At 65.6% G+C, this 24,562-nt stretch carries 14 protein-coding genes and 1 pseudogene; 8 read left to right on the top strand and 7 right to left on the bottom strand.

Annotated elements, in window-relative coordinates; translation table 11 throughout:
• Positions 1–26: 26 nt before the first annotated feature.
• Positions 27–1,463 carry a WS/DGAT/MGAT family O-acyltransferase gene (locus MLGJGCBP_RS25090; RefSeq protein ID WP_007298595.1) on the bottom strand — a complete coding sequence of 479 codons (1,437 nt, stop codon included), beginning with the start codon at positions 1,461–1,463 and terminating at the stop codon, positions 27–29.
• A 1,412-nt stretch (positions 1,464–2,875) separates the two neighbouring features.
• Here MLGJGCBP_RS25090 and MLGJGCBP_RS25085 point away from each other — a divergent pair.
• From MLGJGCBP_RS25085 to MLGJGCBP_RS25060, 6 genes and pseudogenes are all read left to right on the top strand, one after another.
• Positions 2,876–3,109, top strand: coding sequence for a hypothetical protein (locus MLGJGCBP_RS25085; RefSeq protein ID WP_037235279.1), 234 nt, complete (start codon positions 2,876–2,878; stop codon positions 3,107–3,109).
• Between the two features lie 2 nt (positions 3,110–3,111).
• Positions 3,112–4,886, top strand: a pseudogene (gene frdA / locus MLGJGCBP_RS25080) (fumarate reductase (quinol) flavoprotein subunit).
• Positions 4,883–5,650, top strand: a complete 768-nt coding sequence (locus MLGJGCBP_RS25075) for a succinate dehydrogenase/fumarate reductase iron-sulfur subunit (RefSeq protein WP_007298597.1) — start codon at positions 4,883–4,885, stop codon at positions 5,648–5,650. The pseudogene frdA and the gene MLGJGCBP_RS25075 overlap by 4 nt, the downstream one beginning before the upstream one ends.
• 26 nt (positions 5,651–5,676) lie before the next feature.
• Positions 5,677–6,105 (top strand): fumarate reductase, encoded by a 429-nt coding sequence (locus tag MLGJGCBP_RS25070; RefSeq protein ID WP_050998648.1) that lies wholly within the window; start codon positions 5,677–5,679, stop codon positions 6,103–6,105.
• On the top strand, positions 6,102–6,488 hold the full coding sequence (frdD, locus tag MLGJGCBP_RS25065) for a fumarate reductase subunit FrdD (protein WP_007298599.1): 387 nt from the start codon (positions 6,102–6,104) through the stop codon (positions 6,486–6,488). Before MLGJGCBP_RS25070 ends, frdD begins: the two co-directional genes overlap by 4 nt.
• A gap of 515 nt (positions 6,489–7,003) precedes the next feature.
• Positions 7,004–7,177 (top strand): hypothetical protein, encoded by a 174-nt coding sequence (locus tag MLGJGCBP_RS25060; RefSeq protein WP_157234272.1) that lies wholly within the window; start codon positions 7,004–7,006, stop codon positions 7,175–7,177.
• A 340-nt stretch (positions 7,178–7,517) separates the two neighbouring features.
• Here MLGJGCBP_RS25060 and MLGJGCBP_RS25055 read toward each other — a convergent pair whose 3' ends face one another.
• The 6 genes from MLGJGCBP_RS25055 to MLGJGCBP_RS25030 all read right to left on the bottom strand — a co-directional run bounded on the left by MLGJGCBP_RS25055 (position 7,518) and on the right by MLGJGCBP_RS25030 (position 14,060).
• Complete coding sequence (locus MLGJGCBP_RS25055; RefSeq protein WP_007298600.1) at positions 7,518–8,777, bottom strand: DUF4185 domain-containing protein; 1,260 nt, start codon at positions 8,775–8,777, stop codon at positions 7,518–7,520.
• Positions 8,778–8,790: 13 nt separating this feature from the next.
• A complete protein-coding gene (locus tag MLGJGCBP_RS52050; RefSeq protein WP_236581356.1) occupies positions 8,791–9,348 on the bottom strand; it encodes a hypothetical protein in 558 nt (185 codons plus the stop codon).
• Positions 9,335–10,309, bottom strand: a complete 975-nt coding sequence (locus MLGJGCBP_RS52045) for a M15 family metallopeptidase (protein WP_236581355.1) — start codon at positions 10,307–10,309, stop codon at positions 9,335–9,337. Before MLGJGCBP_RS52045 ends, MLGJGCBP_RS52050 begins: the two co-directional genes overlap by 14 nt.
• Before the next feature lie 616 nt (positions 10,310–10,925).
• Positions 10,926–11,285 carry a hypothetical protein gene (locus MLGJGCBP_RS25045; RefSeq protein ID WP_007298601.1) on the bottom strand — a complete coding sequence of 120 codons (360 nt, stop codon included), beginning with the start codon at positions 11,283–11,285 and terminating at the stop codon, positions 10,926–10,928.
• On the bottom strand, positions 11,282–11,497 hold the full coding sequence (locus MLGJGCBP_RS25040) for a hypothetical protein (protein ID WP_007298602.1): 216 nt from the start codon (positions 11,495–11,497) through the stop codon (positions 11,282–11,284). The genes MLGJGCBP_RS25045 and MLGJGCBP_RS25040 overlap by 4 nt, the downstream gene beginning before the upstream one ends.
• Before the next feature lie 1,549 nt (positions 11,498–13,046).
• On the bottom strand, positions 13,047–14,060 hold the full coding sequence (locus MLGJGCBP_RS25030; protein WP_007298603.1) for an SIS domain-containing protein: 1,014 nt from the start codon (positions 14,058–14,060) through the stop codon (positions 13,047–13,049).
• Between the two features lie 519 nt (positions 14,061–14,579).
• On the opposite strand from MLGJGCBP_RS25030, the gene MLGJGCBP_RS25025 reads away from it, so the two are divergent.
• Together MLGJGCBP_RS25025 and MLGJGCBP_RS25020 are read left to right on the top strand one after the other, a co-directional pair.
• A complete protein-coding gene (locus MLGJGCBP_RS25025; protein ID WP_157234274.1) occupies positions 14,580–14,750 on the top strand; it encodes a hypothetical protein in 171 nt (56 codons plus the stop codon).
• 3,113 nt (positions 14,751–17,863) lie between these two features.
• Positions 17,864–24,292 (top strand): non-ribosomal peptide synthetase, encoded by a 6,429-nt coding sequence (locus tag MLGJGCBP_RS25020; RefSeq protein WP_160098817.1) that lies wholly within the window; start codon positions 17,864–17,866, stop codon positions 24,290–24,292.
• Positions 24,293–24,562 lie beyond the last annotated feature (270 nt).

The raw sequence follows: 24,562 nt of genomic DNA, 5'->3' as shown, positions 1-24,562 counted from the left end.
TTCTCCTGGGTTCGGGTGGTGTGGCGCTACAGGCCGACGGCACGTTCGAGGGTGTCGAGTTCGGTGTCGAGGTGCCCGAGCATCGGGTTCAGGTCGGGCAGGGTGCGGCGGCAGCCGGTGAGCCCGAAGACGATCTGGTCGTCGTTGCTGGTGCAGGTGATGTTGAGGGCCTGCCCGGTGGTAGGGATCGACAGCGGGTACAGGGCGTCGAGGCGGGCCCCGTTCCAGTACAACGGCGTGGTGGGGCCGGCGACGTTGGAGATCACCACGTTGAACGGAGGACGCAACGGACCGCGCCGGCCGAGCAGCATCTCCATCCCGAGCGGGGCGGCGCCGAGGGCGCTCATCGCGAGCACCTGCGCCGGGCTCATCTCGCGCAGCGCGGCCTTGCCGTCGCGCATGCAGTCGCGCACGGTCTCGAGGCGGTGCCCGGGGTCGGGGAGGTGGGTGGCGAGGTTGCACATCAGCACCCCCACCCGGTTGCCTCCGGAGGCGCCGCCGCCGGATTCGGTGTCGGTGGGGCGCAGCGAGACGGGGACCATTGCGATCAGCGGGTCGGCCGGTAACGCGTCGCGGGCGTGCAGGTAGCCGCGCAGGGTGCCAGCGGAGACGGCCAGCACGATGTCATTGACGGTGGCGTCGGCGTGCTTGGCCAGCAACCGGATTCGTTCCAGCGGAAAGGTATGGGCGGCGACCTGTCGGGCGCCACCGATCGGTCCGTTGAGCACGGTGTGCGGGGCGGTGAGCGAGAGGGCGCCGCCGGTGCCGTGGGCGGCGCGGTCCAGTGTGCCGATCGCGGCGGGCACCAGACCGGCGACCTCGCCGGCGACGGTGCGACCGGCGCGCAACGCAAGCCCGGGAAGGTCGAGTGCCGCCGACAGGCCCCGCCCCGGCGCGGAGTCCTTCGGCTCGTGTGGTGTGGGGACGGCGGCCAGCCGCGGTACGGGCTGCCAGGGGGCGGGCATGTGCCGCCGGTGCGGGTCCGCGCTCAGGGAGCCGGCCAACAGGTTCATCGCGGAGGCACCGTCGGCGAGGGCGTGGTGGATCTTGGTGTAGACCGCATAGCGGCCGTCGGCGAGCCCCTCGATCAGATGCATCTCCCACAGGGGGCGGCTGCGGTCGAGGAGGGTGCCGTGCAGCCGCGACACCAGGGCCATCAGCTCGTCCATACCGCCCGGCCGCGGCAACGCATCTCGGCGCACGTGGTGCCCGAGGTCCACCTCATGATCGGCGAGGGTGTCCCAGCCCCACTGCCCGAGCGAGGTCACCGACCGGCGGGCCCGCTTGCGGAACAAGCTGGCCACCCGGTCGCCGGTCAGGGCAGTCTCGAACATCTCCCGCAGGTCCGCGGCGGACGCCCCGTCCGGTGGGGCGAACAACGCCAGCCCACCCACGTGCATCGGATGCTCCCGCGACTCGCCCAGCAGGAACAATGAATCGGTCGGCGCCATCGGCAACAGCACTCGGGCACTACCCTTTCTCGATTCCGGAAGCCGGACCGCGCAGATGGTGGCGCGGTCAGTCCCTCTCCGGATCCGGTGTTCACATTGGCGTAGCGGTCTCTTCAGGTAACGTTTGGGTGTGGTTCAGATCACAAACCAATCTCCCTGCGTTAGTTGTACAGCATCAACCCGCGGACGCGCCAGAGGCGCACGTCCACGCCGTTGCGGCCGGGATGCCCGCTCGCGCAGCGCAACTGGACGTCCGCTCGAGTGGTGCGTCCTGGGGCGGGGGTGTACAACGGGCGATGGCACCCCAATGTGTGATGGGCATCACGTTTCGGGTAGTGGGAGGAGCGAAGGCATGACTGCTGACGCCGCGCACCGGGCGGGTGCACCTGCCGCTGGCCTGGGCATCCACTTTCGTGTTCGGTCGCCGGCCCATGCGGATCGTCCGAGGCGGTGGTGACCCGGATCCGTCCTCGGCGCGGCGACCGTGGCCCTCTCCATGCTCGCGGTCGTCGCGGTCGCGGCGGTCATGATCTGACACCGTCGAAGATGTTGTCGCACCGCTACTCCGGAGGTCGACCTCTCCCCCCGGAAGAGAGCGTCAGTGTTGCAGTCCGTGGGTCGATCAGGGTCGGTCGCGACGGCGGTGGACTGCCAGTGGAGCGCCTGGGCAACATCAGGCGCCGGCATCGGTCACAATGGCGTCCGGAACTAGGCGGTGCCGGGAGAAGTGTGCGACAACGTCGAATCCATTCTCGCTGAAAGGAAGTCCGCCCCGGAGGAGGCTTGATGCCCGTTTCGTCACACGCATTGTTACAGCACGTGCAGGATCGCACCACCGACCTATGCCGATGGTTGGATACCGGTAACAACACCTCCGCCCTGACGGCGTATCTACGCGATGAACCCGTCGACCACCGGTGGCTCACCACCTACCAACGCCCCACACACGACCTGCTGAGGGCGGTCGACCAGCCCGCCCGCCCAGGGCGCCGCACCAAACGCCGACGCCGACGCCGAACGTCGGCCGGACCTTCGGTGAACGACGACCAACGCCGAGCGCTCGGGCACGACCGCGAAACCTGCGCCATGCTCCGCGGGCTCCTGACCATCGACCCGAGCGACCGACCTCGGAACGGGCTCCGGTCCGCCACCTTCGAGCGACTCACCGACGACCTCGGATTCGTCGTCGACGAACGTGGGACGGACGGTTCATTACGAGGTTGGCGGGTCGAGCGCTGCTTGTGTCCGCGGATCACGGGTTGGCCGGGGGTGCGCGTTGCGCCTGGCCGCCCTGGACCGTGCGCGAAGAGGCGTATCGTCCAATGTGAACTAGATCACACTACGTTGTCTGGCGCCCGGCCCCACAACCCGGCCGAGGAGACCGATCAGTGGTTTGGCCGTCCGCCAGGGCAGGGAGGTGGCCGATGATCCGCACGAGTTCACCCTTTGCCGCGGAGCGAGCACCCTGCGGGCGGCTCGTGGACGGTCGACGGCACCAGGAGAACGACGACGAAGGCCTGCGCATCGACGACCGGACCTACGCCTGCGGTTGCCGCATGATTCGCCACGAATTCCACGACGGCTCCGTCCGTATCAAGACCGTCCGCCACGACGGCAAGGTCCTGAAGGACGAGCACAGCGGCAACCACGAGGCCTGAAAATGACCGCATTCCACGACGTCGTCATCGTCGGCGGCGGTGGCGCGGGCCTGCGGGCGGCCATCGCCATCGCGGAAGCCGACCCGAAGCTGAGCGTCGCGATCGTGTCGAAGGTCTATCCGATGCGCAGCCACACAGTCTCCGCAGAGGGTGGAGCCGCTGCCGTCATCGCCGATGACGACACCCTCGACGAACACGCCATCTCGACGAACACGCCATCGACACCGTGTCCGGCAGCGACTGGCTGTCCGACCAAGATGCCGTCGAGGCATTCATCGAGGAAGCCCCGACCGAGCTGCTTCGTCTCGAACACTGGGGCTGTCCCTGGAGCAGACAGTCGAACGGGCACATCGCCGTGCGCGCCTTCGGCGGAATGCGAAAGAAGCGCACGTGGTTTGCCGCCGACAAGACCGGCTTTCACTTGCTGCACACACTGTTCCAGACGGCACTGTCATATTCGGACATCGTGCGCTACGACGAGTGGTTCGTCACAACAATTCTCGTCGACGAAGGCCGGGTGCGCGGTGTGGTGGCAATCGAATTGGCCACCGGCCGGATCGAGACGATCGTCGCCGGCGCCGTCATCATGTGCACCGGAGGCTGCGGTCGAGTCTTCCCCTTCACTACCAACGCCAACATCAAGACCGGCGATGGGATGGCTCTGGCCTATCGGGCGGGCGCCGGTCTGAAAGACATGGAGTTCGTCCAGTACCACCCGACCGGCCTGCCCTTCACCGGCATCCTGATCACCGAGGCCGCCCGTGCGGAAGGCGGATGGTTGCTGAACAAGGACGGCTACCGCTACCTGCAGGACTACGACCTCGGCACACCCACTCCCGAACCTCAGCTGCGGAGCATGGAGCTGGGGCCGCGCGACCGGCTCTCTCAGGCATTCGTGCACGAGCAGGAGAAAGGCCGGACCATCGATACCCCCAGCGGGCCGATCGTCCATCTAGACCTTCGCCATCTCGGCGCGAACGTCATCGACGCCAAACTGCCGTTCGTGCGCGAACTGTGCGCCAGCTATCAGAACATCGACCCGGTCCACGAACTCATCCCGGTGCGCCCGGTCGTGCACTACATGATGGGCGGGATCCACACCGACATTCAGGGCGCAACCGACCTGGCCGGCCTTTACGCTGCGGGCGAAGTCGCGTGCGTGAGCATCAACGGCGCCAACCGGCTGGGCTCGAACTCTCTACCTGAACTGCTGGTCTTCGGAGCCCGCGCAGGACAGGCCGCGGCGGACTACGTAAGGCAACTACGCACCGGGGCATCGAGCGCGGCCGTCGAGGCGCAGGGACGCGACGAGCAGCACCGGCTCGAAGGCGAGCTTGCCCGGCACCAGGGTGAGGGCGGCTCGGGTCGTGACCGCATCGCCGGCATCCGCACCGAGATGCAGGATGCGATGGAGGCCGGGGCCGGTATCTTCCGGGACGAGAAAACATTGAGCAGGGCGGTCGACAAACTCAGGGCGCTGCGGGAGCGTTACGCCGGCGCGGCTATCGATGATCACAGCCGTACCTTCAATACCGAGCTGGTCGCCACCCTCGAGCTGTCGTGCATGTTGGACGTCGCCGAGTGCATCGTGGGTAGCGCCCTGCGACGGGAAGAGTCACGCGGCGCCCACCAGCGCACCGACTTTCCCGCACGCGACGACGAGCGGTATCTGGCCCATTCACTGGTTCATCGGGAGCCCGACGGGGAGCCCCGCTTCTCGTATCTCCCGGTCACGATCACCCGCTGGCCGCCGGGCGAGCGGATATACGGGAGATGAGAACCGTGGCGGACACAACCACTGCCGACACCATCACGATGGAGGTCTCGCGCTACCGGCCCGAGCAGGAGTCCGAACCGGCACTGCAGAGCTATCAAGTTCCGCTGCGCAAGCAGTGGGCGATCCTCGACGGCCTCAACTACATCAAGGACCGCCTCGACGGCACGTTGTCCTACCGCTGGTCGTGCCGGATGGGCATCTGCGGCAGCTGCGGCATGACAGTCAACGGCGAGCCGAAGCTGACCTGCTCGACATTCCTGACCGACTACGCGCCGGGGCCCGTCCGGGTCGAGCCGATGCGAAACTTCCCGGTGATCCGCGACCTGGTCGTCGATATCAGTGACTTCATGGAGAAGCTGCCCAAGGTCAAGCCATGGCTGATCCGTTCGGAGGACACCGAGCCCGAGGACGGCGAGTACCTGCAGACACCGGAGCAGATGGACGAATACAAGAAGTACAGCATGTGCATCAATTGCATGCTCTGCTACGCCGCCTGCCCGGTATACGCCCTCGATCCCCTGTTCATCGGCCCGGCGGCGATCGCGTTGGGGCAACGGTACAACCTGGACTCGCGGGACGAGGGCGCCGAGGACCGGCGTGATGTACTCGCCTCCGCGGAGGGTGCGTGGGCCTGCACCTACGTCGGCGAGTGCAGCGTCGCATGCCCCAAGGGCGTCGACCCCGCCGGCGCGATCCAACGCTACAAGCTGACCGCGGCGACGAAGTCGCTCAAGGAGTTCCTCCTGCCCCGAGGTGCCCGATGACCGCCGGGCCCGTCGGCGCTGGAGGCATGGACACCGCTCCATCGGGCGGCGCCGGCCCCGGCCCCGTGTACACGGCTCGCGCGTACCGCCAACCGGTGTCGCGGTTCTGGTGGCTTCGGCGACGCTCGTACTTCCTGTTCATGATGCGCGAGCTGTCCAGCGTGTTCGTCGCGTGGTTTGTGGTGTTCCTGCTGATGCTGGTCGACGCGGTCAGCTCCGGCCCCGTGGCCTACCAGGAGTTCCTCGACTGGAGCGCCCGCCCATGGGTGATCGCGCTCGACGTGATCGCCTCGGCTTTCGTGCTGCTGCACGCCGTGACCTGGTTCAACCTGGCGCCCAAGGCGATGGTGGTCCGGCTACGCGGGCGGCGAGTCCCGCCTCGTGTGCTGCTCGCAGCACATTACGGGCTGTGGGCGGCGTGTTCGGCGGTTGTGGCGTGGGTGATCTTGCGATGACGGCAAAGAGGGCACCGGCCGGGAATCAGAGCACCCCGAGATCGCTGGAGCCTGCAGCGTGGCTGCTGTTCAGCGCGGGTGGCATGACCGCGGCCCTGCTGATTCCGATCCTGCTGGTTTTGTTCGGCGTCGCGATCCCGCTCGGCTGGTTGGCCGCGCCCGACCACTCCCACCTGCTCTCGGTGCTGCACTACCCGGTCACACTGCTGGTGCTCTTCGGGCTCTGTGTTCTGGCATTGTTCCACTGGGCGCATAGATTCCGCTTCGTCCTGTGTCACGGATTGGGCGTCGAGCGGGCCGGTGGGGTGATCGCGGTGCTGTGCTACGGCGGCGCGGTGGTGGGGTCCGTCGTGGCCGCATATGTGCTCCTCAGTGCATGGTGACGGGCCGGGGCAGCACACGATCGAGCTACTGCGGGACCCGCACACGCCTTGCGGATACCGTTCGGACAGTGGATGCGTGTGCGTCGTCCTGAAGGAGAGTTTGATCGGTCCTTCCGCATCGACATTGCTTCCGGCGATGACCTGCGCGCAACCCTCGCCTTTGCGAGCGCCGGTGCAAGGCCGCGCCCGCCGAATGCTCCGGAAGACCGGTTCGTAGCCGCGACCGCCAGCATTCGGTATCTACTGTCCGATCGACAGTGGCGGCGGCGCCGCTCTTGTCCGATGTGTCTGAGCGGCGCATCCGGAATGATCGTGTGTGGTCGGTGAACGTATCGTCGAGGTACACGGATTCCTCCGGTCTCAAGATGAGTACACCCGATGTTTCGACGCCACCGTGACTTCGTCACAGTCCCCAACGTTATTGGGCGCCCTCGCGGGCGAAGCGTGAGGCCGCCCACGCCGGACTCTGGCTGCGCGGTCCCGAAGCGGACGCCGGTCCAATAGCCGAGTCCGACATGCCCACCGGGGTGATCACGGCTCAAACACCCGAAGCGGGTTCGCTGATCCATCCCGGGTCCGCGCTCGCGGTATGGATCGATCGCGATGACGGTGGAGGTGGCGGAATGCGGGAGCCTCGCAGACCGTTACCCGACCCGAAGGGCAACAAGGAAGCGTTCGACGCCCTGTAGCAGTGCGGTGCCTCGCGTGACCCGATGCCCCCATCGCTTGGGGCCATCGCAGAGCGGCCTACACAGAAGCAGCACAGCGTGTGGGTTCAGGAAGTCGATGGCGATGGAGTCATGCCCACCGCCGGGTGTCTGTGTCCTCGATTACGCGGTTTTGGGGCCCGTCAAATCGCGGCCTGAACTGATGAGCTGCCCGCGATGGTGGAGACCGATCCCCGTTTCGGGCGGCGGTACCGGTTCCGCACCGAGGAGGACACCATGGCGTTGGCCGAGGAGTTTCGGGCCCCGTCGTCTATCTGCTCTCCCGGGTCGTTACCCACAGGTTGCTTGCCTATCGTGGAGATCAGGTCAGGATCTGATTGACGTCGATGCCGGCCTTCTCACACAGTGCCCGGAGCAGTTTGTTGTTCTGCTCGGCCAGCGCGTGGCTGGACAGGATGTGGCCGAACTGATCGTCCCGACGGTCCGCGGGCACCGGTCGGCCCTCCAGACCGAGATTGGTGACCTCCTTCCACAAGATCTCGGCGATGGCCTCTCGCAGATCAAGTTTGCGGCCGGCCCCGTCATAGAGGGCGACCGGGTGGTCGTCCCGGAACGCGGCGGCGACTTCGCGTGCACTCATGTGTTCGTCCTCCTCGATCGGTACTGCGGGTTGAACCTGTACCCGAAATTGCATGGCCCGGTATGGCCATCCGGATTCGGCCCATTCGGACACGATGATGTGAAAGTTGTCGAATGTGCTGTCCGGGTGCACGTATCCGCCGTACAGGCGGGTCACGACGTCGGGGCCACCGTTTCCTGACGGTCCCCGTACTGGCCGGAATGTTGGAGCGGTGTGCCAGTTGTCGGTGATCTGTCCGACGACGCGGATGGTGATGTTGTATTCGGCTTCGTTGAAGTAGCTGAGCACCCAGTTGTTCTGCATTCGGCGCAGGCACAGTTCCCCGACCTTGGACCCGACCGGCAGGATCGGGGTTGGTGGATTGCCCCATGCCCAGGCGCCGTGGCGAAATCCCCAGGGCTCGTAGATGTCCCGGTTCAGCAGCTGGTCCTCGGGGCAGCGGAACAGCAGCACGTTCTTGTCACGTTCGAGGCCGCCGGTGGTCATCACGTAGACGAAGCCGTCACCGCCGCGTTCCCAGGTAAGCATCCGGCGATGGCCGCCGAATTCCCACCCTTCCCACCGGGCCTTGGGTCCACCGTGGGTCCAGGTCTCGCCGTTGTCGTCGGAGTATTGGATCTCGGTCCACCGCGTGTCCGGCAGGCCGCGAACCACGAGGACGTGCAGGTAGATCCGGCTGCCGATCACGATCGCGTCGGTCGGGAGCACCGTGCTGAACTCCGGGTTGTTGTGCGGGTAGTCCCACAACTGTTTCGCGGGATTGCCCCCGGCCGCGCGGTGAAATCGCACCCCGTCATCGAGGTCGTGGGTGTGGCTGTAGAGCAGGACCGGGCTGCGCCAACCGGGGCCGCCGACCCGGTTCTCGGCGAAGGTGTCACCGAAGAAGAATCCGATCTCCCCCGTGGGCATCCGCACCGGGATGCCCAGGTCGGTCCCGCCCACACCGAACTGCGGCACCGGAGTGAGATCTCTGATCTTCATGACCGCACCAGTGTCATCGGCCGAGAACCTCCCCGGCGATGTAGTCCCACAGCGCCGCGTCGTCGACCGGGAACGGTTCCGCACCCGGGGCCGGGGGGCTGTGCCCCAGGCCGAGCATCGCTTCGAGTTCGTCGGTACTCAGGTGGGTGTAGTTGAGGTCGCAGCGACCGAAGGGCGGGCACGGGCCGATGTCGGTGTATTGGTGGGCGAAATAGCCGTCTGGCTTCATCTTCGGCGATCCGGGCTCCCGGCCGTAGCTGGGGGTGACCAATCGCAGACCGGGTGGGCGGGTGCGCCACAGGTCCGCGTTCGACACCGGGTTCCAGTAGCCGATCACCCGCCGCTCGCCGAGCCATTCGCGTGCCCGCCGGATCTCGTCGTTGACCTCCGCCGACTGGTCCCCGGTGATCGCCCCGGCTGCGTCCTCGACGTCGGCCATGACGACCATCCGCGGATGCGGCCCGCCCTGCTCGGTGACCATCTGCATCAGTAAGTCGATGTTCGCCTGACCGGGCCGGAAGAACCAGTACACGATGAAGAACCGCAGCCTGCCGTCGTCACAGGCACGCACCGCCCAGTCGTGGTTCGCCGCGAACTTCGTATCCCGCATGTTCCCGCTGTTGGATCGGAAACAGAAGATGTCGTACGGGTATGCGTCGGTGGCCGGGGTGATCTGGTACTGCGACACATCCGCCCAGGTCTTGCCGCGTACCTCGGGCGGTGTCGGCGGGGTGACCGGACCCCCCGAGATCGGGGCGTTGCCCGTGGCGGATCACGACATTCCATTCGCCCTCGAACACATAGCCGGTCACCGGCCATCCGTTCGAGATCTGCAGCGCGGTCGCTGCGCGGGCGGTGCCGGTGTCCCAGATTCCGGTTTCCGGTATCCCGCAGGTCTTCTGCCAGCGCCCCAGGCCGTCCTTCCAGGATTGCGGGTCCGTGGGGAACAAGCCGCTGATCGACTCGGCGGGTCCGTCGAGCGGACCGTAATAATACCCCGCCGGGAGGGGGAACGCGTCGGGGTCGGGCGGCCCGTACACCCAGAGGTAGCCGTTGTCGAGCCGGGTGGCGAAGGCGTCCAGGCGGGGGTCACCCTCGGGGAGGTTGATCTGGGTGTGCATCGGGTCCTTGGTGGCCCAGTCCTCACCCCAAAACACCGTGCCCTCGAACTCGGTGAGCATCTGGCGGACCGCCGCGATCTTGTCGGCTGGCATGTTCACCGACGCCCGCACCTTCCAGGGCAACCGGGTGGCATTGAGATCCACGGCCGTTCCGCTCAGGTGGTTACTGTTGGCAATATCGTTGTCCCAGCTGAATCCCCAGTAGTCGCGGGGCCGGTAACTGTCGATCCGCCAGATCCGCCGATGCCACAGCGCCGCCCAGGCAACCAGGATCGTCGCCGCCGCGCCCCGGCGCACCTCCGGCCGCACGTTGTCCGTGCCGGGCACGAGCGGCTTGACGATCTCGCCGGTATCGCAAATGCGCCAGCCGTTCTCGGAGATTGTGTTGCCCTGGTAGGTGCGAAATCCCATCGCGCTCACCCTCGTTTCCGTCTCACCACCACGATCGGGCGGTCGCCGATCCTGCCCGCGGCGGATGGTCGTCGCGGCGTGCACCCCGGACGATAGGACCCCGTACCGACACCAACGCGCGCCCGCACGTTTCGCCCGAACATCAGTGTGACGGCCGACGCGCAAAAATATCGCGAGTAGCGCCCTACTCGTTCTCCGGCGCACACCGTGGTCGACCAACCAGTTGTCAACGGTCGCGAGGAAATCCGTGTGGCGGGCATGAGTGGCCCGATCTGCGGACATGAAAGTTCGGGCGACGACACGTTCTCAAGTAAGGGCCCGGTCGTGGCGGATGCGGACACCCGTTCCCCTCCGGTGCCTGGTGCCGGCCGCGTCGATCGAGTTGGCGGCCACCACCATGGGATGCTGTCAGCGCCGTGTGAGCGTGGATAGTTGCACCAGGCGAGTGACGCGTCGCCAGTCCGACCTGTACGACCGCACGGTGTGTCCGCCGATGTCGCATCAACTGCCTGCCCTGAGCAGCGATATCGGCCGACGGAAGAGGCCCCGTTTCTGTTCCGGCGTGTCCGAGCGTCGACGTAGCTTTCCAGGAGGCTGATCGGCGTCGCTCTGCCTGTTACGACGGGGGATTGCGCGAGGAGAAGTAGTAGCCGATGGCGCTGCCGGTCAGGCCCACCATCGCGGTGAAGACGACCTGGAACGGGCTGCTGGCGCGGTCCCACTTGTCGGTCCCGGCCCACAGGGGCACCAGCAGGTAAATCAGGCCGACGAGGAAGGTCGCGACGGAGAGGCCGATCGCCAGGGCCTTGCGGGTGTCCTCCTGGCGTTCGTCGAGGCGGCGGATGGTGACCTCGGGCTGTTCGGTCACCCGGGGGTCGGTGGTGCCGACGTTGACCTCGTCGACGTGCGCGTCGTCCAGGGCGGTGACAGTGTCCTCGCCCCGCACGATGCGCCGTTCCGGTTCGGGTTCGGTCACTTGAAGACGACCTCCCGCTTGGTGCCGTCGGGCTCCTCGATGAAGACCTTGGCGCCGTTGGAGGCGGCCTCGTCGATGTAGGCGGTGGTGCGGATGGCCCGGACGAGGGCGCTGGTCTTGGTCGAGGCGTGGCGCTTGGCGATCTCTTCGAGCGTCTTGATGTCGTCGTTGGGCAGGTTCGCGGTGACCTTGGAGACGTCGTCCTTGCTCATGGTGTCCTCCTGGCGATGTGAGCTGACCTGGCAAGTCTATCCCTGAACCGTACCTGGTACGGTTTAGATACGCATCGCTGCGGGTTGGATGAGAAGTGCCCGAGGCCCTGTCCCCTCGTATTCGTCGGCGTGGCCGCAGGTGGCCGGGAGGTCCCGCCACGCCTACCTACATCGAGAAAATGCGGCGCAGCGTCGGGCCCGGGCATGGGGGCATCGAGCGATCCTGGAGACGTCCTTGCCGATGGGCGTACGTTGCAGCGGCCCTCTCAGACAAGCATGGCCCCGATTTCGCCCGCACGCTCAAGCGGAAGCTGCTCCGACCGGGCTTCCTCGCGGCGACTACTGCAGTTACGCGTACGCCTGATCGGATCGCGAGGCTCGCAAGGCCGGTGTCGACGTCAGGCTCGGCGTGATCGACGTCCGGTGCTGAGGCTCTTTGACACCGTTTCTACGATGAAACGCCGGACAGCCAGTGAAGGGTCCCACACACTGTCTAACGGCATGAGTTGAGGCAGCGGGAAGGGAAGGACGACGCCCGATGACGAACTCGACCGTTCGAGAGCAGTTGCTGCAAGACGTGCAGGACCCGAGTCCGTGTTGGAGGACGAGATCACGCTGGGTCACGCGCTACAACACACGGCATTCCACTCTCGGTCAGATCTGTCCGATCGACTTCGAGCAGCGATCGGCTACTGGCCACCGCCGCATCGGAATTGGTGGCCACATTTCGGGGGGCGGGGGAGGCCCTCCACGGAATCTGGGGCGATATGACCGAAACCGACCGGCGACGGCACGCCCGCCGACCCCGACCCGGCAGCCGACCACCCGCGCCGTCTCCGTCACCCGCGGCCGGCACCCGCACCTGACCGGCCACCCCGAAAACCTCCGGGGTTCACCGCCACCGGCCTCGCTCACCGGCCCTGCCCGCCGGGAGGCACTTCCGGCGATTCCGGTCCCGTCCTCCCCGACCGCGGGGGGAGGGATGGAACGATGTGCACCGTCGCCACCGCCGGTCTATTGGGTGGCCGAGAGGGTCTATCCACGAACGATGTGAGAAGGAGGTGGAACAGCGATGGGTGATGCCTTTGACATCGGCGAGCGGTCGGACGTTCGAACACTGCTCGGTGACGATGGTGATCTGCTGGCGTTTCTGACCAGAAGGACTGCAACCTCAAACGCGGTGTGTGGCGGGCACAGCTGCAGCGGCTGCCGGATCGCTACGTGAGACGGTCGCCGAGGTCCGGCATACGGGTCTGTCGGTCGAACTCACCGGGGGCGACTCGAGCCGCGACGGGCTGCGACTGTTCATCAGCGGCGCGGCAGGCGAGCCACCTGGGCTCCTGACCGAGATCTACCCTCAACGACACCCCTGGAGACCAGTTGGTGGCGGTAACGTGAGATCTCGCCGGTGGGCGGTGTCGAACGCCCGGACACTGGGCGTGGGCGCTACGCCGCCCGGACCGCCCCGCAAGCGATGGCATCCGGGCAGCCCGCGCACCCTGTTCCAAGCGACTGGCCGGCCGTTTCGTCGAACGGGCATGCACCGCGCCTACAACGGCTCGAACGGCCACCGCCCGGATCGCCGAGCCAAGTGCAGAGCCAGCATTGTCGGTGTGACATGGTCAACCAGGGGTGTTAGGTGCTCGGGAAGTTCGCTGGCATTGTCGCCGGCTGTGATCAGGACGACTGGCCGTCCCAGAGCTGCTGCGCGGTCCCAGATAGGCAATGCGCCATCAAACGAACGACGCCCGGACCCGATCAGTATCAACGGCGAGTGCGTAGGCGTCGCGAATCGATGCACGTGCCACCAGTCCTCGGGATCCACACCGATAGCGAAGATCCCCGATGCTTCGACCACCTTGGCGGCCGCATGCTTCGCAGTGCCCAGTGCGGGCCCATTGCCAGCGAAGACCAGGGGGGAAATGCCATACAGTGACTCAGCAAGCTCGCGGGCGGAGTGATCCTTCGTCTGACGGACCTCAGCGATCACTGCGGCAAGGTCGCCGGAACTCAGGAGGTTCACCCGCCGCCCCGCGAGTGGGTCCCTAGCTGCCGCGATGGCAGCCGCGACCGCCAGAAGGGCGATGAGACTGAACTGGTAGGTTCTGATTCCAGGTGAGAGCCCGAGGTTGGCCAACGATGCTGTGAGCACGTCATCGGCGGCCGTTGCTGTGGAAGATCTGCTGTCCAGCGTCACCGCCAGCGTGCGGTCACCAGCCGCGCGAGCTAACCGTAGTCCCTCAGCCGCTGAAGGATTACCTCCCGATGCAGACACACCGATCACCAACCGTGCGCGCGTTTGGCCCGCTTGGTGTGCTCCGTAGCCGATGAAGTCTCTGGCACTGAGCGCACGATAAGAAAGCCCGGGCGTCTCACCAAACGCCAGTCCGCATGCGAGCGCGGCATGGTGCGAGTCGCCAGCGCCGAGCACCAGGACCTCGTCGAGGTCAGGCCAGCCACGCACCACGCCGGTCGCCGCGTCGACGAGCTGATCGCGGAGGATGATGAAGTCGGGGGCGAGGCAGTCCAGTTCATGCGCCATCGTGTTGATGGAGTACTTCATGCGTAGTCTCCATTGAGATCGTGCACGATCTCCATGAAAGTGGCGACTTTGCCGGAGTAGATCCTGACCTCCCACTTAGGTGGTTCACGCAGCGGCCCAACAAGCGTTCCGTCAGAGCAGATGTGCCAACGACGTATGTTGAGGTCAGTATGCCCCGCCATCATGATCCGTGCCTCATGCGCATCTTTCCGCACCGAATGTACAATTCAAGGATGCGGTCCGGATCGGGATGTCCGATGCAGGCTGCGTCAAGCCGACCCTCCCGAGGGCTCGCTCCGGCGGGCGTCTGTTCTCCGCAGAGCCAGCTGAAGTGCGTCGAGTCGACGTCGGCGATACCAGCACCCCAGTCCGAGTGCGCTTTCGCGCTGACGATTTACGATGTGGGTAACCGGCGAGTCTCGCGACACCGGGCCGGGGCCACTGAACAAGGATCTCGCCGCGATCGGCCGACTGTTCCGTCTGACCATTGACTGGCGGGCTCAACGGGACCGGCAGCGCTAAACCTGGCACGGATCATTCGTGCCGTGGCGAAGCGCCCTCGCGCCACGCGCGGTCCCCGAGTCGGTGAGAGCCCAGATGAAAGCGCAACGCTGCTACGCCCGCCTCGCCGACGCCACCTCCCGCGTGCAATGGGAACGATCCCGCAAAATCAACATCCGCGGCGAACCCGTCGACAACCGGCATCGATGACCGGGCACGCCGATGGCGCGTGCATGAAACGAGCGTGATCCTACAACCGCTGGTGCTGCTTGTACGGAAGTCCTGCCCACCGCATTGCCAGACAATTCGTCTCCACCGGCGAATTCCTTCCCCATACCGTCAACAGCTCGACGCCGCCCGCACCCTCATCACCAATCGAACCGGCAACCAGGATGGTCGACATGAACCGCGCCGTCAGGACCAACTTGCTCGCCGCTGTCATTACCACCGCGAGTGATCGCGGTTGCAACCGCAGCTGTTGCGAAGGCGCTCGAACTATCTGCAACGCACGGATATTCGATCCGTGCCGACACCTCACATCACCACTCCGCAGCCGCCCTCAACGCAGCCTTGTCCGCGAAATGCTCGAAGAGCTATACCAGACCTACCAGCAGCGCCGCCGGGGTCGTGTAGACACCGACGATCGCGAACGACGTAATTGAGGCAGCACACCTCGACTGGGGGTCGAGGACGGGTGAGGCGTTGCGGTTAAGGGTGCGCTTCCCCGAGTCGATGCGATGTCGCCAGGCCGTCGACCCGGCCGCTCGTCCTTCGCCCAGCTGCGGGGAGGGTGCAAATGGGCGGCAGCCAATCAGGCGCGGTCGGGTACCGGCGACCACACGCATGCCGCATCCGGGCGGTTCATGCCGCGCCCTTCGCCAGCGGCCTGCCTTCTCTCCCTAACGCAAAGTCGGAGTCGACCAGGATGAGCAGTTCTCAGATCGGTGAGTGCAATCTGAATATGATGTTAGACTTTTGATTTCGCACTCCCTAGTCAATCCGCCATGCATACCGACCAGGCGCTGGACCACCCCTTATCGGCCGACCTGATCAGTCCAGATCTACCGAAACCCCCGCGCGGGAGTCTCATCAAACGGTGTCGCCCGTCGCAGGCGTTGTGACGATGCTAAGTTCAGTTCCCGCCAGTATGATCACGGCAATGGTGAGTGTCCCAGGCGGCCAAGGGGTAGGCGGCGCACAACTGCGTGCAGGTGCTCCTGTGGCATCGGCTGGCCATGCGAAGACCCTGCTGAGTTTCTTTGCCTGGCATCCAAGTTGCACTACTGCGCTCCAATCGCGGATCGGCAGCTCGCCGGCGAGAGTAAGGGTGCGGTCGCTTTCTACCAGTCTGAGTCGACTGCCGATTTTAGCGTCACGCCAGGTTTCGCATCGTCGGCATGTCAAGAGTTCCCGTGAGGGAATTCCCGAGGATCTGAAGTCGAACCGAAACACGTCTAGCAAATCCCCACAGGTTTCGCACCGGTCGTTCCCATGATGCCGCCGCCCAGTCGCGAGGGGAGTCCAATGCTGCTGCACTGCAAGAATGCTGTCGCAAGCGATGGACTTGAGAACGGCATGCCTCATTGCCTCACCAACGCCGTGGCTTTCGGAGGTCGACATACCCAACCCTGCGATGTGCTCGAATGCCCGTACTTGCCTTGCGGCGATGGCGGCAAGTCGCTGCACCTCGCCAGTCGTGGCGACTTCGGTAGCGTACGTCAGTGCATGGAGAAATCGGCCTCCATCGCCTGGTAAAGGCGCAGGGGGCTCACGGTAGCGAAGTTGGGCAAGCTCTTCCGGAGGTAGGGGATCGATATGCGAATCGGGATCACCGAGCACGGCCAGTCGAAAGTTGCCATTCCGTCGGTTCATCTCCGCGACGGCACGGCCTACGGTCGCGCCGCGGTAGAGCTGGCCGAGTAGATGTTCGAGTTCGAGAGGTTGGAGGACAACTTCGCCCCAGGCGGTGACGATGGCCGCGACATGGCGACTGTCCATGGTCGCGTCGACGTATCCCCATCTCCGGTTTTCATCCGCGCTGAGGATCCCTTTGCACGCGCAAATGACGAGTATGCGTGAGCGTATTTCGTCAGCGGACACGATTCTCCCCACAGCGGCGGCTTCGGGAATTGGGGCGAGGATCCGAAAGCACTCTCCGGTCAACCGGCAGCAGGGGGCTCCGACTGTAGAACGCCCCTTCTCAAGAATCGAATCGCAGAGAGAAAGCCCGTTGCCTAGGTTCAGATCAAATCCGGCGCCGCCTGTCACTATGCACAGCAGTGACGATGGACTCGTCACGGTGTCCCGAATAACCTGCCGAGCTGCGTGGCCCCCTATGAGCCGCCGCCTGCCGATAGGAACATCATCGAGCGCCGTATCCGCGAGTAACTCGATGATGGGACCTGATGAACTGTCGCTGTCAAGGAATTTTGCTGCGACGGCTCGAACCCGCGACCGCAACTGTGCGGGTGACCGTGCGAATATTATTCCGGGGGCGGACCCATATTGGGTTCCTCGAGGGAACAGCGCCTCGAGTAGGTCCGTGCCCACGTGTTCCGTGGTGGTCACGACCAGAGCTGTCGCAGTGGCATCGATCTCCAGTGGGGAAGAACAAACTGGCCCCGCTACGCGTCCCGTTAGCTCCGCGTAGATAGCGGCAGATTGCGAGGCTTCGACGCCAAGAGCTACCACGATTCGGGAGTGGGCTCTGTCTTCCTGGCGGACGTCAAGGCCCATGTTGTGAGTCTTCAGTCATTCTTGCCGCTCTCACGTTTACTGCGGCGATGTATACCGCGTCGGTATGCACGCTAATCGGTTCGGGTGGCTCGCCGCAAGATCGGGCGGTGCACCGTTTCCCGTGGTCGACGGTGCAACGTCGGCGGTGAGGCAGTTCTCGATATGCGTCGTCGTGGGACGGTTTGATGTTGAGGCCAGCGTGTCGAGGAACTCGCCGCTGCAGCTGGCGGGAGTCACCGAGAGCCTGCATCCGTCAGCCGCGCATCAGGGACGGCGATTCCGGTCCACCGCGTTGAACTGGGTGACGCGGGCCCCGGCGACCACCGCGTCGTCGAGGATCGTCGAGTCCAGCGCCCGACGCGTCTTGCCCACCAGGAGGGAATAGTCACCCTCGGGTCTGTCGATTTCACCCCTAGGGGGGCTGGTCTCCTCCTCGGCTGCGGGCGAGAGTGAAGGGATCCGAAGCGTTCATCGACGATCGAACGAGCCATCGGACATGTAGTGCATAACTCACCCAATTCTGCGCTATGAAGTGGGGCGATGCATTCGACAATGGAGCGCTCCCATCCAGGTGAGAGGTGGTCAGCATGGACGGCTCGCCCGCGTCGCCGGTTCAAGTTCCCCGGACGGTGCCGGGTTTGATTCGGGTTTCGTCCGCACAGGAGGATCTCTGGCTGGCGCAGAAGTTGGTGCCAGGTCTGCCGAACAATATTTCAGCGTATCTGGATGTTTCCGGCGAGATCGATCGGTGGGTGATGGATACGGCATTGCGGCGGGTGCTTGGTGAAGCGCAATCCGTACTTGTGAACTTCGTGGAGGACGTGGATGGTCCTCGGCAGGTGGCGCGCGACCCTAATCAATGGAACCCCTTCTTCGTCGATGTCAGTGGTGACGTCGATCCGGAATCGGTTGCGCGGGCATCGATGGCTGATTTAGTCGGCCAGCCCTTCGACCTGGAACGGGACGCACTTTATCGAGCAGGTTTGATCAAGCTCGGCGATTTCCGATATTTCCTGTTCGCTGTGTCTCACCATCTCGTGATGGACGGGTTTGGTGTAGCCATTCTTGCTCGTCGCATTGCAGAGGTATATACGTCGTTGGCGACGGGGGCGTCAATTCCTGAGTCTGGATTTGGCGGACCGGAGTTGATCAATGCCGAGGACGCTCGTTATCGGCGCTCGGGCCGTTTCACGCGGGACAGGGAGTTCTGGCGGGACTACACGGCTGGGTTGCCGGAGCCCCTTCGCCTGCTGGGTGATCGGAGTTCGCCTGATCTTGTGACGCTGCATTGCAGCGTGTCGGTCTCGGGCGATGAGTTCACCCGGTGGGCGGAGGCGTCGGAATCCATGGGAGTGCCGGTGCCAGCTTTCCTGGCGGCAGCGGCGGCTGGCTTCCTTCACCGCATATCGGGCATGCCGGAGTTTGTCGTGCGGTTGGCGGTGGCGAATCGGGTGGGGCGCGCGAGGTCGACGCCGGGCATGATGGCGAACGCGGTGCCGCTGGGGGTGAAGTGCCCGCCGGGGTCGCGGTTCGTCGATGTCGCACGCGGGGTCGGTGCCGAGATTCTCTCGATTCTGCGGCATTGTCGTTATCAGGGTTCCGATATCCGGCGCGACATGGGGTTGTCGGGTTCTGTCGAGAATCGGTTCGGTCCGGTCCTGAACATCATCCCGTTCTTTGGGTCGCTAGATTTTGCCGGTAGTTCCGCGGTCATGCGCGGCGTGTCATTCGGGCCGGTCGATGACCTGTCGATCTCCGTTTACTACGACCGTCGGGGCAGCGACGGCATGCGTATCGAGATCGACGGGAATGGCGCAATCTACAGCGGAGAGGATCTGAGGCTCTATTCCGATCTGTTGGTGGCCTTTACGCGTGCTGTCACCGCCAACCCGAGCGGCGCGGTCCGTGCTATCGACATTCTGGAGCCGACCGAGCGTGCCCTGATGTTGCGGACGTGGAACGAGACCGCGGTGGCGATACCGGAGGTGACGGTCCCGGGGTTGTTCGAGCGGCAGGTCGCGGCCACACCGGATGCGGTGGCCTTGACGTGCGGCGATGAACAGTGGACGTATCGGGAGGTCAATGCTCGCGCGAACAGGTGGGCGCGGCTGTTGATCGGGCGGGGCGTCGGCCCAGAATCCGTTGTGGGGGTGGCGTTACCACGGTCGGCGGAGTTGGTGATCGCGTTGCTGGCGATCCTCAAGGCGGGCGGCGCGTATCTGCCGATCGACCCGAATTATCCGAGTGAGCGAATCGGGTTCGTTCTCGATGACGCCGACCCACTGGTGGTGCTGACGGACACCGCCACCGCCGCGGTGTTGCCGCACACCGACATTCCCCGTCCGCGTCTGGACCTGCATGCCGTCGACCTCGACAGCGGTGGACAGCGGTGGGAGGTCGACCCCTGTGATGCGGATCGGCTCGGCGCGTTGTGTCCGGACCATCTTGCGTATGTGATGTACACCTCCGGGTCGACGGGCATCCCGAAGGGGGTCGCGATCAGCCACCGTAGTGTGGTCAATTCGGCGTTGCACGGGTGGCCGGACGGTCCGGGGCGGCGGATGCTGATGCATACGTCGATTGCGTTCGATGCATCGGGTTATGAGTTGTGGCCGGCGTTGCTCGGTGGCGCCGAGTTGGTGATCGCCCCGCCGGGGCCGGTGGATATTGCGGTACTCGAACGGGTCATCACCACGCATCGAGTGACATCGGTGTTCGTGACGACCCCGTTGCTCGAGCTGCTGGCTGAGGGGGATTTGAGTTGTTTCGGTTCGGTGCGTCAGGTGGGCGCCGGTGGTGATGCGTTGTCGGCTGCGGCTGTTCGGCGGCTGGTGGAGGTCCAGCGTCAGATCACGGTGGTCAATGCCTACGGCCCGGCGGAAACCACTATCAACTCAACGGCCTATTCGATACGGGGTTCGGATGGGTTGGCGGATGTGACGCGTGTGCCGATCGGGTCTCCGATCGGGAACACGCGGGTGTTCGTGTTGGGTGCGGGTTTGGTGCCGGTGCCGGTGGGGGTGGTGGGGGAGTTGTATATCGCGGGTGCGGGTGTGGGCCGGGGGTATCGGGGTCGGGCGGCGTCGACGGCGGAGCGGTTTGTGGCGTGCCCGTTCGGGGGGGGCGGGGAGCGGATGTATCGCACGGGCGACTTGGTGCGGTGGGATGCGGCGGGGCGGTTGGTGTTTATTGGCCGCGGTGATTTTCAGGTGAAGATTCGGGGGTTCCGGGTCGAGCCGGGGGAGGTCGAGGCGGTGCTGTTGGCGCATCCGGCGGTGGCCCAGGTGGTGGTGACCGCCCGCGAGGCTCCGGATGGTTCTGCGGGCGGGGGCAGGCAGTTGGTGGGGTACGTGGTGCCGGCGATCGATGCCGGTGGCGGACGTCTTGCGGGTGAGGTGCGGGAGTTCGCGGCGGCTCGGCTGCCGGGGTTCATGGTGCCGGCGGCGGTGGTGGTTCTGGATCGGTTGCCGTTGACGGTGAGCGGGAAGGTCGACCGGCGGGCGCTCCCGGCGCCGGAGTTCGGTAGTCGTGAGTTCCGTGCCCCGCGAGGCCCGGTCGAGGAGGCTCTGGCGGGGGTGTTCGCCGGGGTGCTCGGTGTGGAGCGCGTGGGGATCGATGACGACTTCTTCGAACTCGGCGGGCAGTCGCTGTCGGCGACGCGGGTGGTGGCCCGGATCCGGTCGGTGTTGGGGGTGGAGGTGCCGATCCGGCTGATCTTCGAGTCCCCCACCGTCGCTGAACTGGCGCCGTGCCTGTTGGAGGGTTCGGTGGTGCGGGCACCGGTGGTGGCCCGTGAACGTCCGGTGCCGGTGCCGTTGTCGTCTGCGCAGGCCCGGTTGTGGTTCCTGCACCGATTCGAGGGCCCGTCGGCGACCTACAACATTCCGTTGGCGGTGCGGTTGCGAGGGGAATTGGATACCGGGGCGGTGGCGGCGGCGTTCGGGGATGTGGTGGCGCGGCACGAGAGTCTGCGCACGATCTTCGGCGAGGACTGGGGGGTGCCGTTCCAGCGGATCCTGCCCGCGGATCGGGTGCCGGTGGAGGTGCCGGTGGAGATGGTGGAGCCGGACCGGCTGGCCGTCGCGGTGGCGGTGGCGGCGGGGTACCGGTTCGATCTGTCCGCAGAGATTCCGGTGCAGGCCCGGGTTTTCCGCTGCGGGCTCGAGGATCATGCGTTGGTGATGTTGATGCACCATATCGCCGGCGATGGGGCGTCGGTGGCGCCGTTGGCGCGCGATATGGCGACCGCATACGCGGCGCGGCGGGCGGGCCACGAGCCGGGGTGGGCGCCGCTGCCGGTGCAGTATGCCGATTACACATTGTGGCAGCAGCAGATGCTGGGTGAAGAAACCGATCCGGGTAGTGTGCTGGCCGCCCAGTTCGGGTACTGGCGGCAGGAGCTGGCGGGGATACCGGAATGCATCGACCTGCCGACGGACCGGCCACGGCCGCCGGTGGCCAGTTACCGCGGCGACACGGTGCCGTTGGTGATCGCACCACAGCTGCGGGCGGCGGTGGAGGAATTGGCGCGTAGCCGGGGGGCGACGGTGTCGATGGTGTTGCAGTCGGTGTTGGCGGTGTTGTTGCGCGGGCTCGGCGGCGGTGACGATATTGCGATCGGCAGTCCGATCGCGGGCCGCACCGATGACGCGTTGACCGATCTGGTGGGGTTCTTCGTCAACACGTGGGTGTTGCGGGTCGATACGTCGGGGAATCCGCGGTTCGGTGAGGTGCTCGACCAGGTCCGGGGCAAGGCGTTGGGGGCGTACGAGAATCAGGATGCGCCGTTCGAACGGTTGGTGGAGTTGCTCAACCCGGCCCGTTCCACGGCCCATCATCCGCTGTTCCAGGTGATGTTCGCATTGCAGAACAACCCTATCCCCGATGTCAATTTCCCCGGGCTCGAGCTGACCCCGCTGCCCACCCCGACCGGGACCGCGAAGTTCGACCTGTCCTTCAACCTGACCGAACCACCCCCCGCACGCGGCCGGCAGGAGGGCATGGTGGGGTCGATCGAGTTCGCTACCGACCTGTTCGATCGGGATACGGTCGAGCGGATCGCTGCCCGGTATGTGCGGTTGTTGGAGAGGGTCGTCGCCGATCGGCTCGGCCGGATCGATCTGTTCGACATTCTGGAGCCGACCGAGCGTGCCCTGATGTTGCGGACGTGGAACGAGACCGCGGTGGCGATACCGGAGGTGACGGTCCCGGGGTTGTTCGAGCGGCAGGTCGCGGCCACACCGGATGCGGTGGCCTTGACGTGCGGCGATGAACAGTGGACGTATCGGGAGGTCAATGCTCGCGCGAACAGGTGGGCGCGGCTGTTGATCGGGCGGGGCGTCGGCCCAGAATCCGTTGTGGGGGTGGCGTTACCACGGTCGGCGGAGTTGGTGATCGCGTTGCTGGCGATCCTCAAGGCGGGCGGCGCGTATCTGCCGATCGACCCGAATTATCCGAGTGAGCGAATCGGGTTCGTTCTCGATGACGCCGACCCACTGGTGGTGCTGACGGACACCGCCACCGCCGCGGTGTTGCCGCACACCGACATTCCCCGTCCGCGTCTGGACCTGCATGCCGTCGACCTCGACAGCGGTGGACAGCGGTGGGAGGTCGACCCCTGTGATGCGGATCGGCTCGGCGCGTTGTGTCCGGACCATCTTGCGTATGTGATGTACACCTCCGGGTCGACGGGCATCCCGAAGGGGGTCGCGATCAGCCACCGTAGTGTGGTCAATTCGGCGTTGCACGGGTGGCCGGACGGTCCGGGGCGGCGGATGCTGATGCATACGTCGATTGCGTTCGATGCATCGGGTTATGAGTTGTGGCCGGCGTTGCTCGGTGGCGCCGAGTTGGTGATCGCCCCGCCGGGGCCGGTGGATATTGCGGTACTCGAACGGGTCATCACCACGCATCGAGTGACATCGGTGTTCGTGACGACCCCGTTGCTCGAGCTGCTGGCTGAGGGGGATTTGAGTTGTTTCGGTTCGGTGCGTCAGGTGGGCGCCGGTGGTGATGCGTTGTCGGCTGCGGCTGTTCGGCGGCTGGTGGAGGTCCAGCGTCAGATCACGGTGGTCAATGCCTACGGCCCGGCGGAAACCACTATCAACTCAACGGCCTATTCGATACGGGGTTCGGATGGGTTGGCGGATGTGACGCGTGTGCCGATCGGGTCTCCGATCGGGAACACGCGGGTGTTCGTGTTGGGTGCGGGTTTGGTGCCGGTGCCGGTGGGGGTGGTGGGGGAGTTGTATATCGCGGGTGCGGGTGTGGGCCGGGGGTATCGGGGTCGGGCGGCGTCGACGGCGGAGCGGTTTGTGGCGTGCCCGTTCGGGGGGGGCGGGGAGCGGATGTATCGCACGGGCGACTTGGTGCGGTGGGATGCGGCGGGGCGGTTGGTGTTTATTGGCCGCGGTGATTTTCAGGTGAAGATTCGGGGGTTCCGGGTCGAGCCGGGGGAGGTCGAGGCGGTGCTGTTGGCGCATCCGGCGGTGGCCCAGGTGGTGGTGACCGCCCGCGAGGCTCCGGATGGTTCTGCGGGCGGGGGCAGGCAGTTGGTGGGGTACGTGGTGCCGGCGATCGATGCCGGTGGCGGACGTCTTGCGGGTGAGGTGCGGGAGTTCGCGGCGGCTCGGCTGCCGGGGTTCATGGTGCCGGCGGCGGTGGTGGTTCTGGATCGGTTGCCGTTGACGGTGAGCGGGAAGGTCGACCGGCGGGCGCTCCCGGCGCCGGAGTTCGGTAGTCGTGAGTTCCGTGCCCCGCGAGGCCCGGTCGAGGAGGCTCTGGCGGGGGTGTTCGCCGGGGTGCTCGGTGTGGAGCGCGTGGGGATCGATGACGACTTCTTCGAACTCGGCGGGCAGTCGCTGTCGGCGATGGAGGCCGCCGTGCATCTTGGTGCTGCGTTGGGCACTCCGGTGGATGTTCGTGACTTGTTTGAGGCGCCGACGGTGCACGAACTGGCCATCCGGAATGACCAAGACACGGCGCGGCCGCCAGAGAGTGGTGCCGACGACACATAGGGCTGGGCGATGAACAACACCGCTGTTCAAAGCAGGTCAAAGTGGACCGCGACGTCCATACCGAGGCCGGAAAGGCGCGGTACTCGCTTCCGCGGCAGTGGGCTCGGTTCCACACTCGATGTCCAGGTAGATAGTGCAACTGGTGAAGTCTACGGGCGGAGCTCGGGTGAAGGTCATCCTTGTCAGCCCCTGTGTGGGCACTGCACCGACCGCCACCCGATGCACAACCTGGCTAATGCGAGTGAGCGGCGCCAATGTGCGTAATTGCTC

Source organism: Rhodococcus sp. T7, from assembly GCF_009872365.1.
Lineage (GTDB): Bacteria > Actinomycetota > Actinomycetes > Mycobacteriales > Mycobacteriaceae > Rhodococcus_F.
Note: the sequence above shows the minus strand (reverse complement) of the source record. Positions and strands in the feature narration are given on the sequence as shown.

Excerpts from the sequence above, each read along its gene's own strand:
- MLGJGCBP_RS25085 (WP_037235279.1), top strand. The coding sequence starts at position 2,876 with ATGATCCGCACGAGTTCACCCTTTGCCGCGGAGCGAGCACCCTGCGGG.
- MLGJGCBP_RS25075 (WP_007298597.1), top strand. The coding sequence starts at position 4,883 with ATGAGAACCGTGGCGGACACAACCACTGCCGACACCATCACGATGGAG.
- MLGJGCBP_RS25070 (WP_050998648.1), top strand. The coding sequence starts at position 5,677 with ATGGACACCGCTCCATCGGGCGGCGCCGGCCCCGGCCCCGTGTACACG.
- frdD (WP_007298599.1), top strand. The coding sequence starts at position 6,102 with ATGACGGCAAAGAGGGCACCGGCCGGGAATCAGAGCACCCCGAGATCG.
- MLGJGCBP_RS25060 (WP_157234272.1), top strand. The coding sequence starts at position 7,004 with ATGCCCACCGGGGTGATCACGGCTCAAACACCCGAAGCGGGTTCGCTG.
- MLGJGCBP_RS25055 (WP_007298600.1), bottom strand. The coding sequence starts at position 8,777 with ATGAAGATCAGAGATCTCACTCCGGTGCCGCAGTTCGGTGTGGGCGGG.
- MLGJGCBP_RS52045 (WP_236581355.1), bottom strand. The coding sequence starts at position 10,309 with ATGGGATTTCGCACCTACCAGGGCAACACAATCTCCGAGAACGGCTGG.
- MLGJGCBP_RS25040 (WP_007298602.1), bottom strand. The coding sequence starts at position 11,497 with ATGAGCAAGGACGACGTCTCCAAGGTCACCGCGAACCTGCCCAACGAC.
- MLGJGCBP_RS25030 (WP_007298603.1), bottom strand. The coding sequence starts at position 14,060 with ATGAAGTACTCCATCAACACGATGGCGCATGAACTGGACTGCCTCGCC.
- MLGJGCBP_RS25020 (WP_160098817.1), top strand. The coding sequence starts at position 17,864 with ATGGACGGCTCGCCCGCGTCGCCGGTTCAAGTTCCCCGGACGGTGCCG.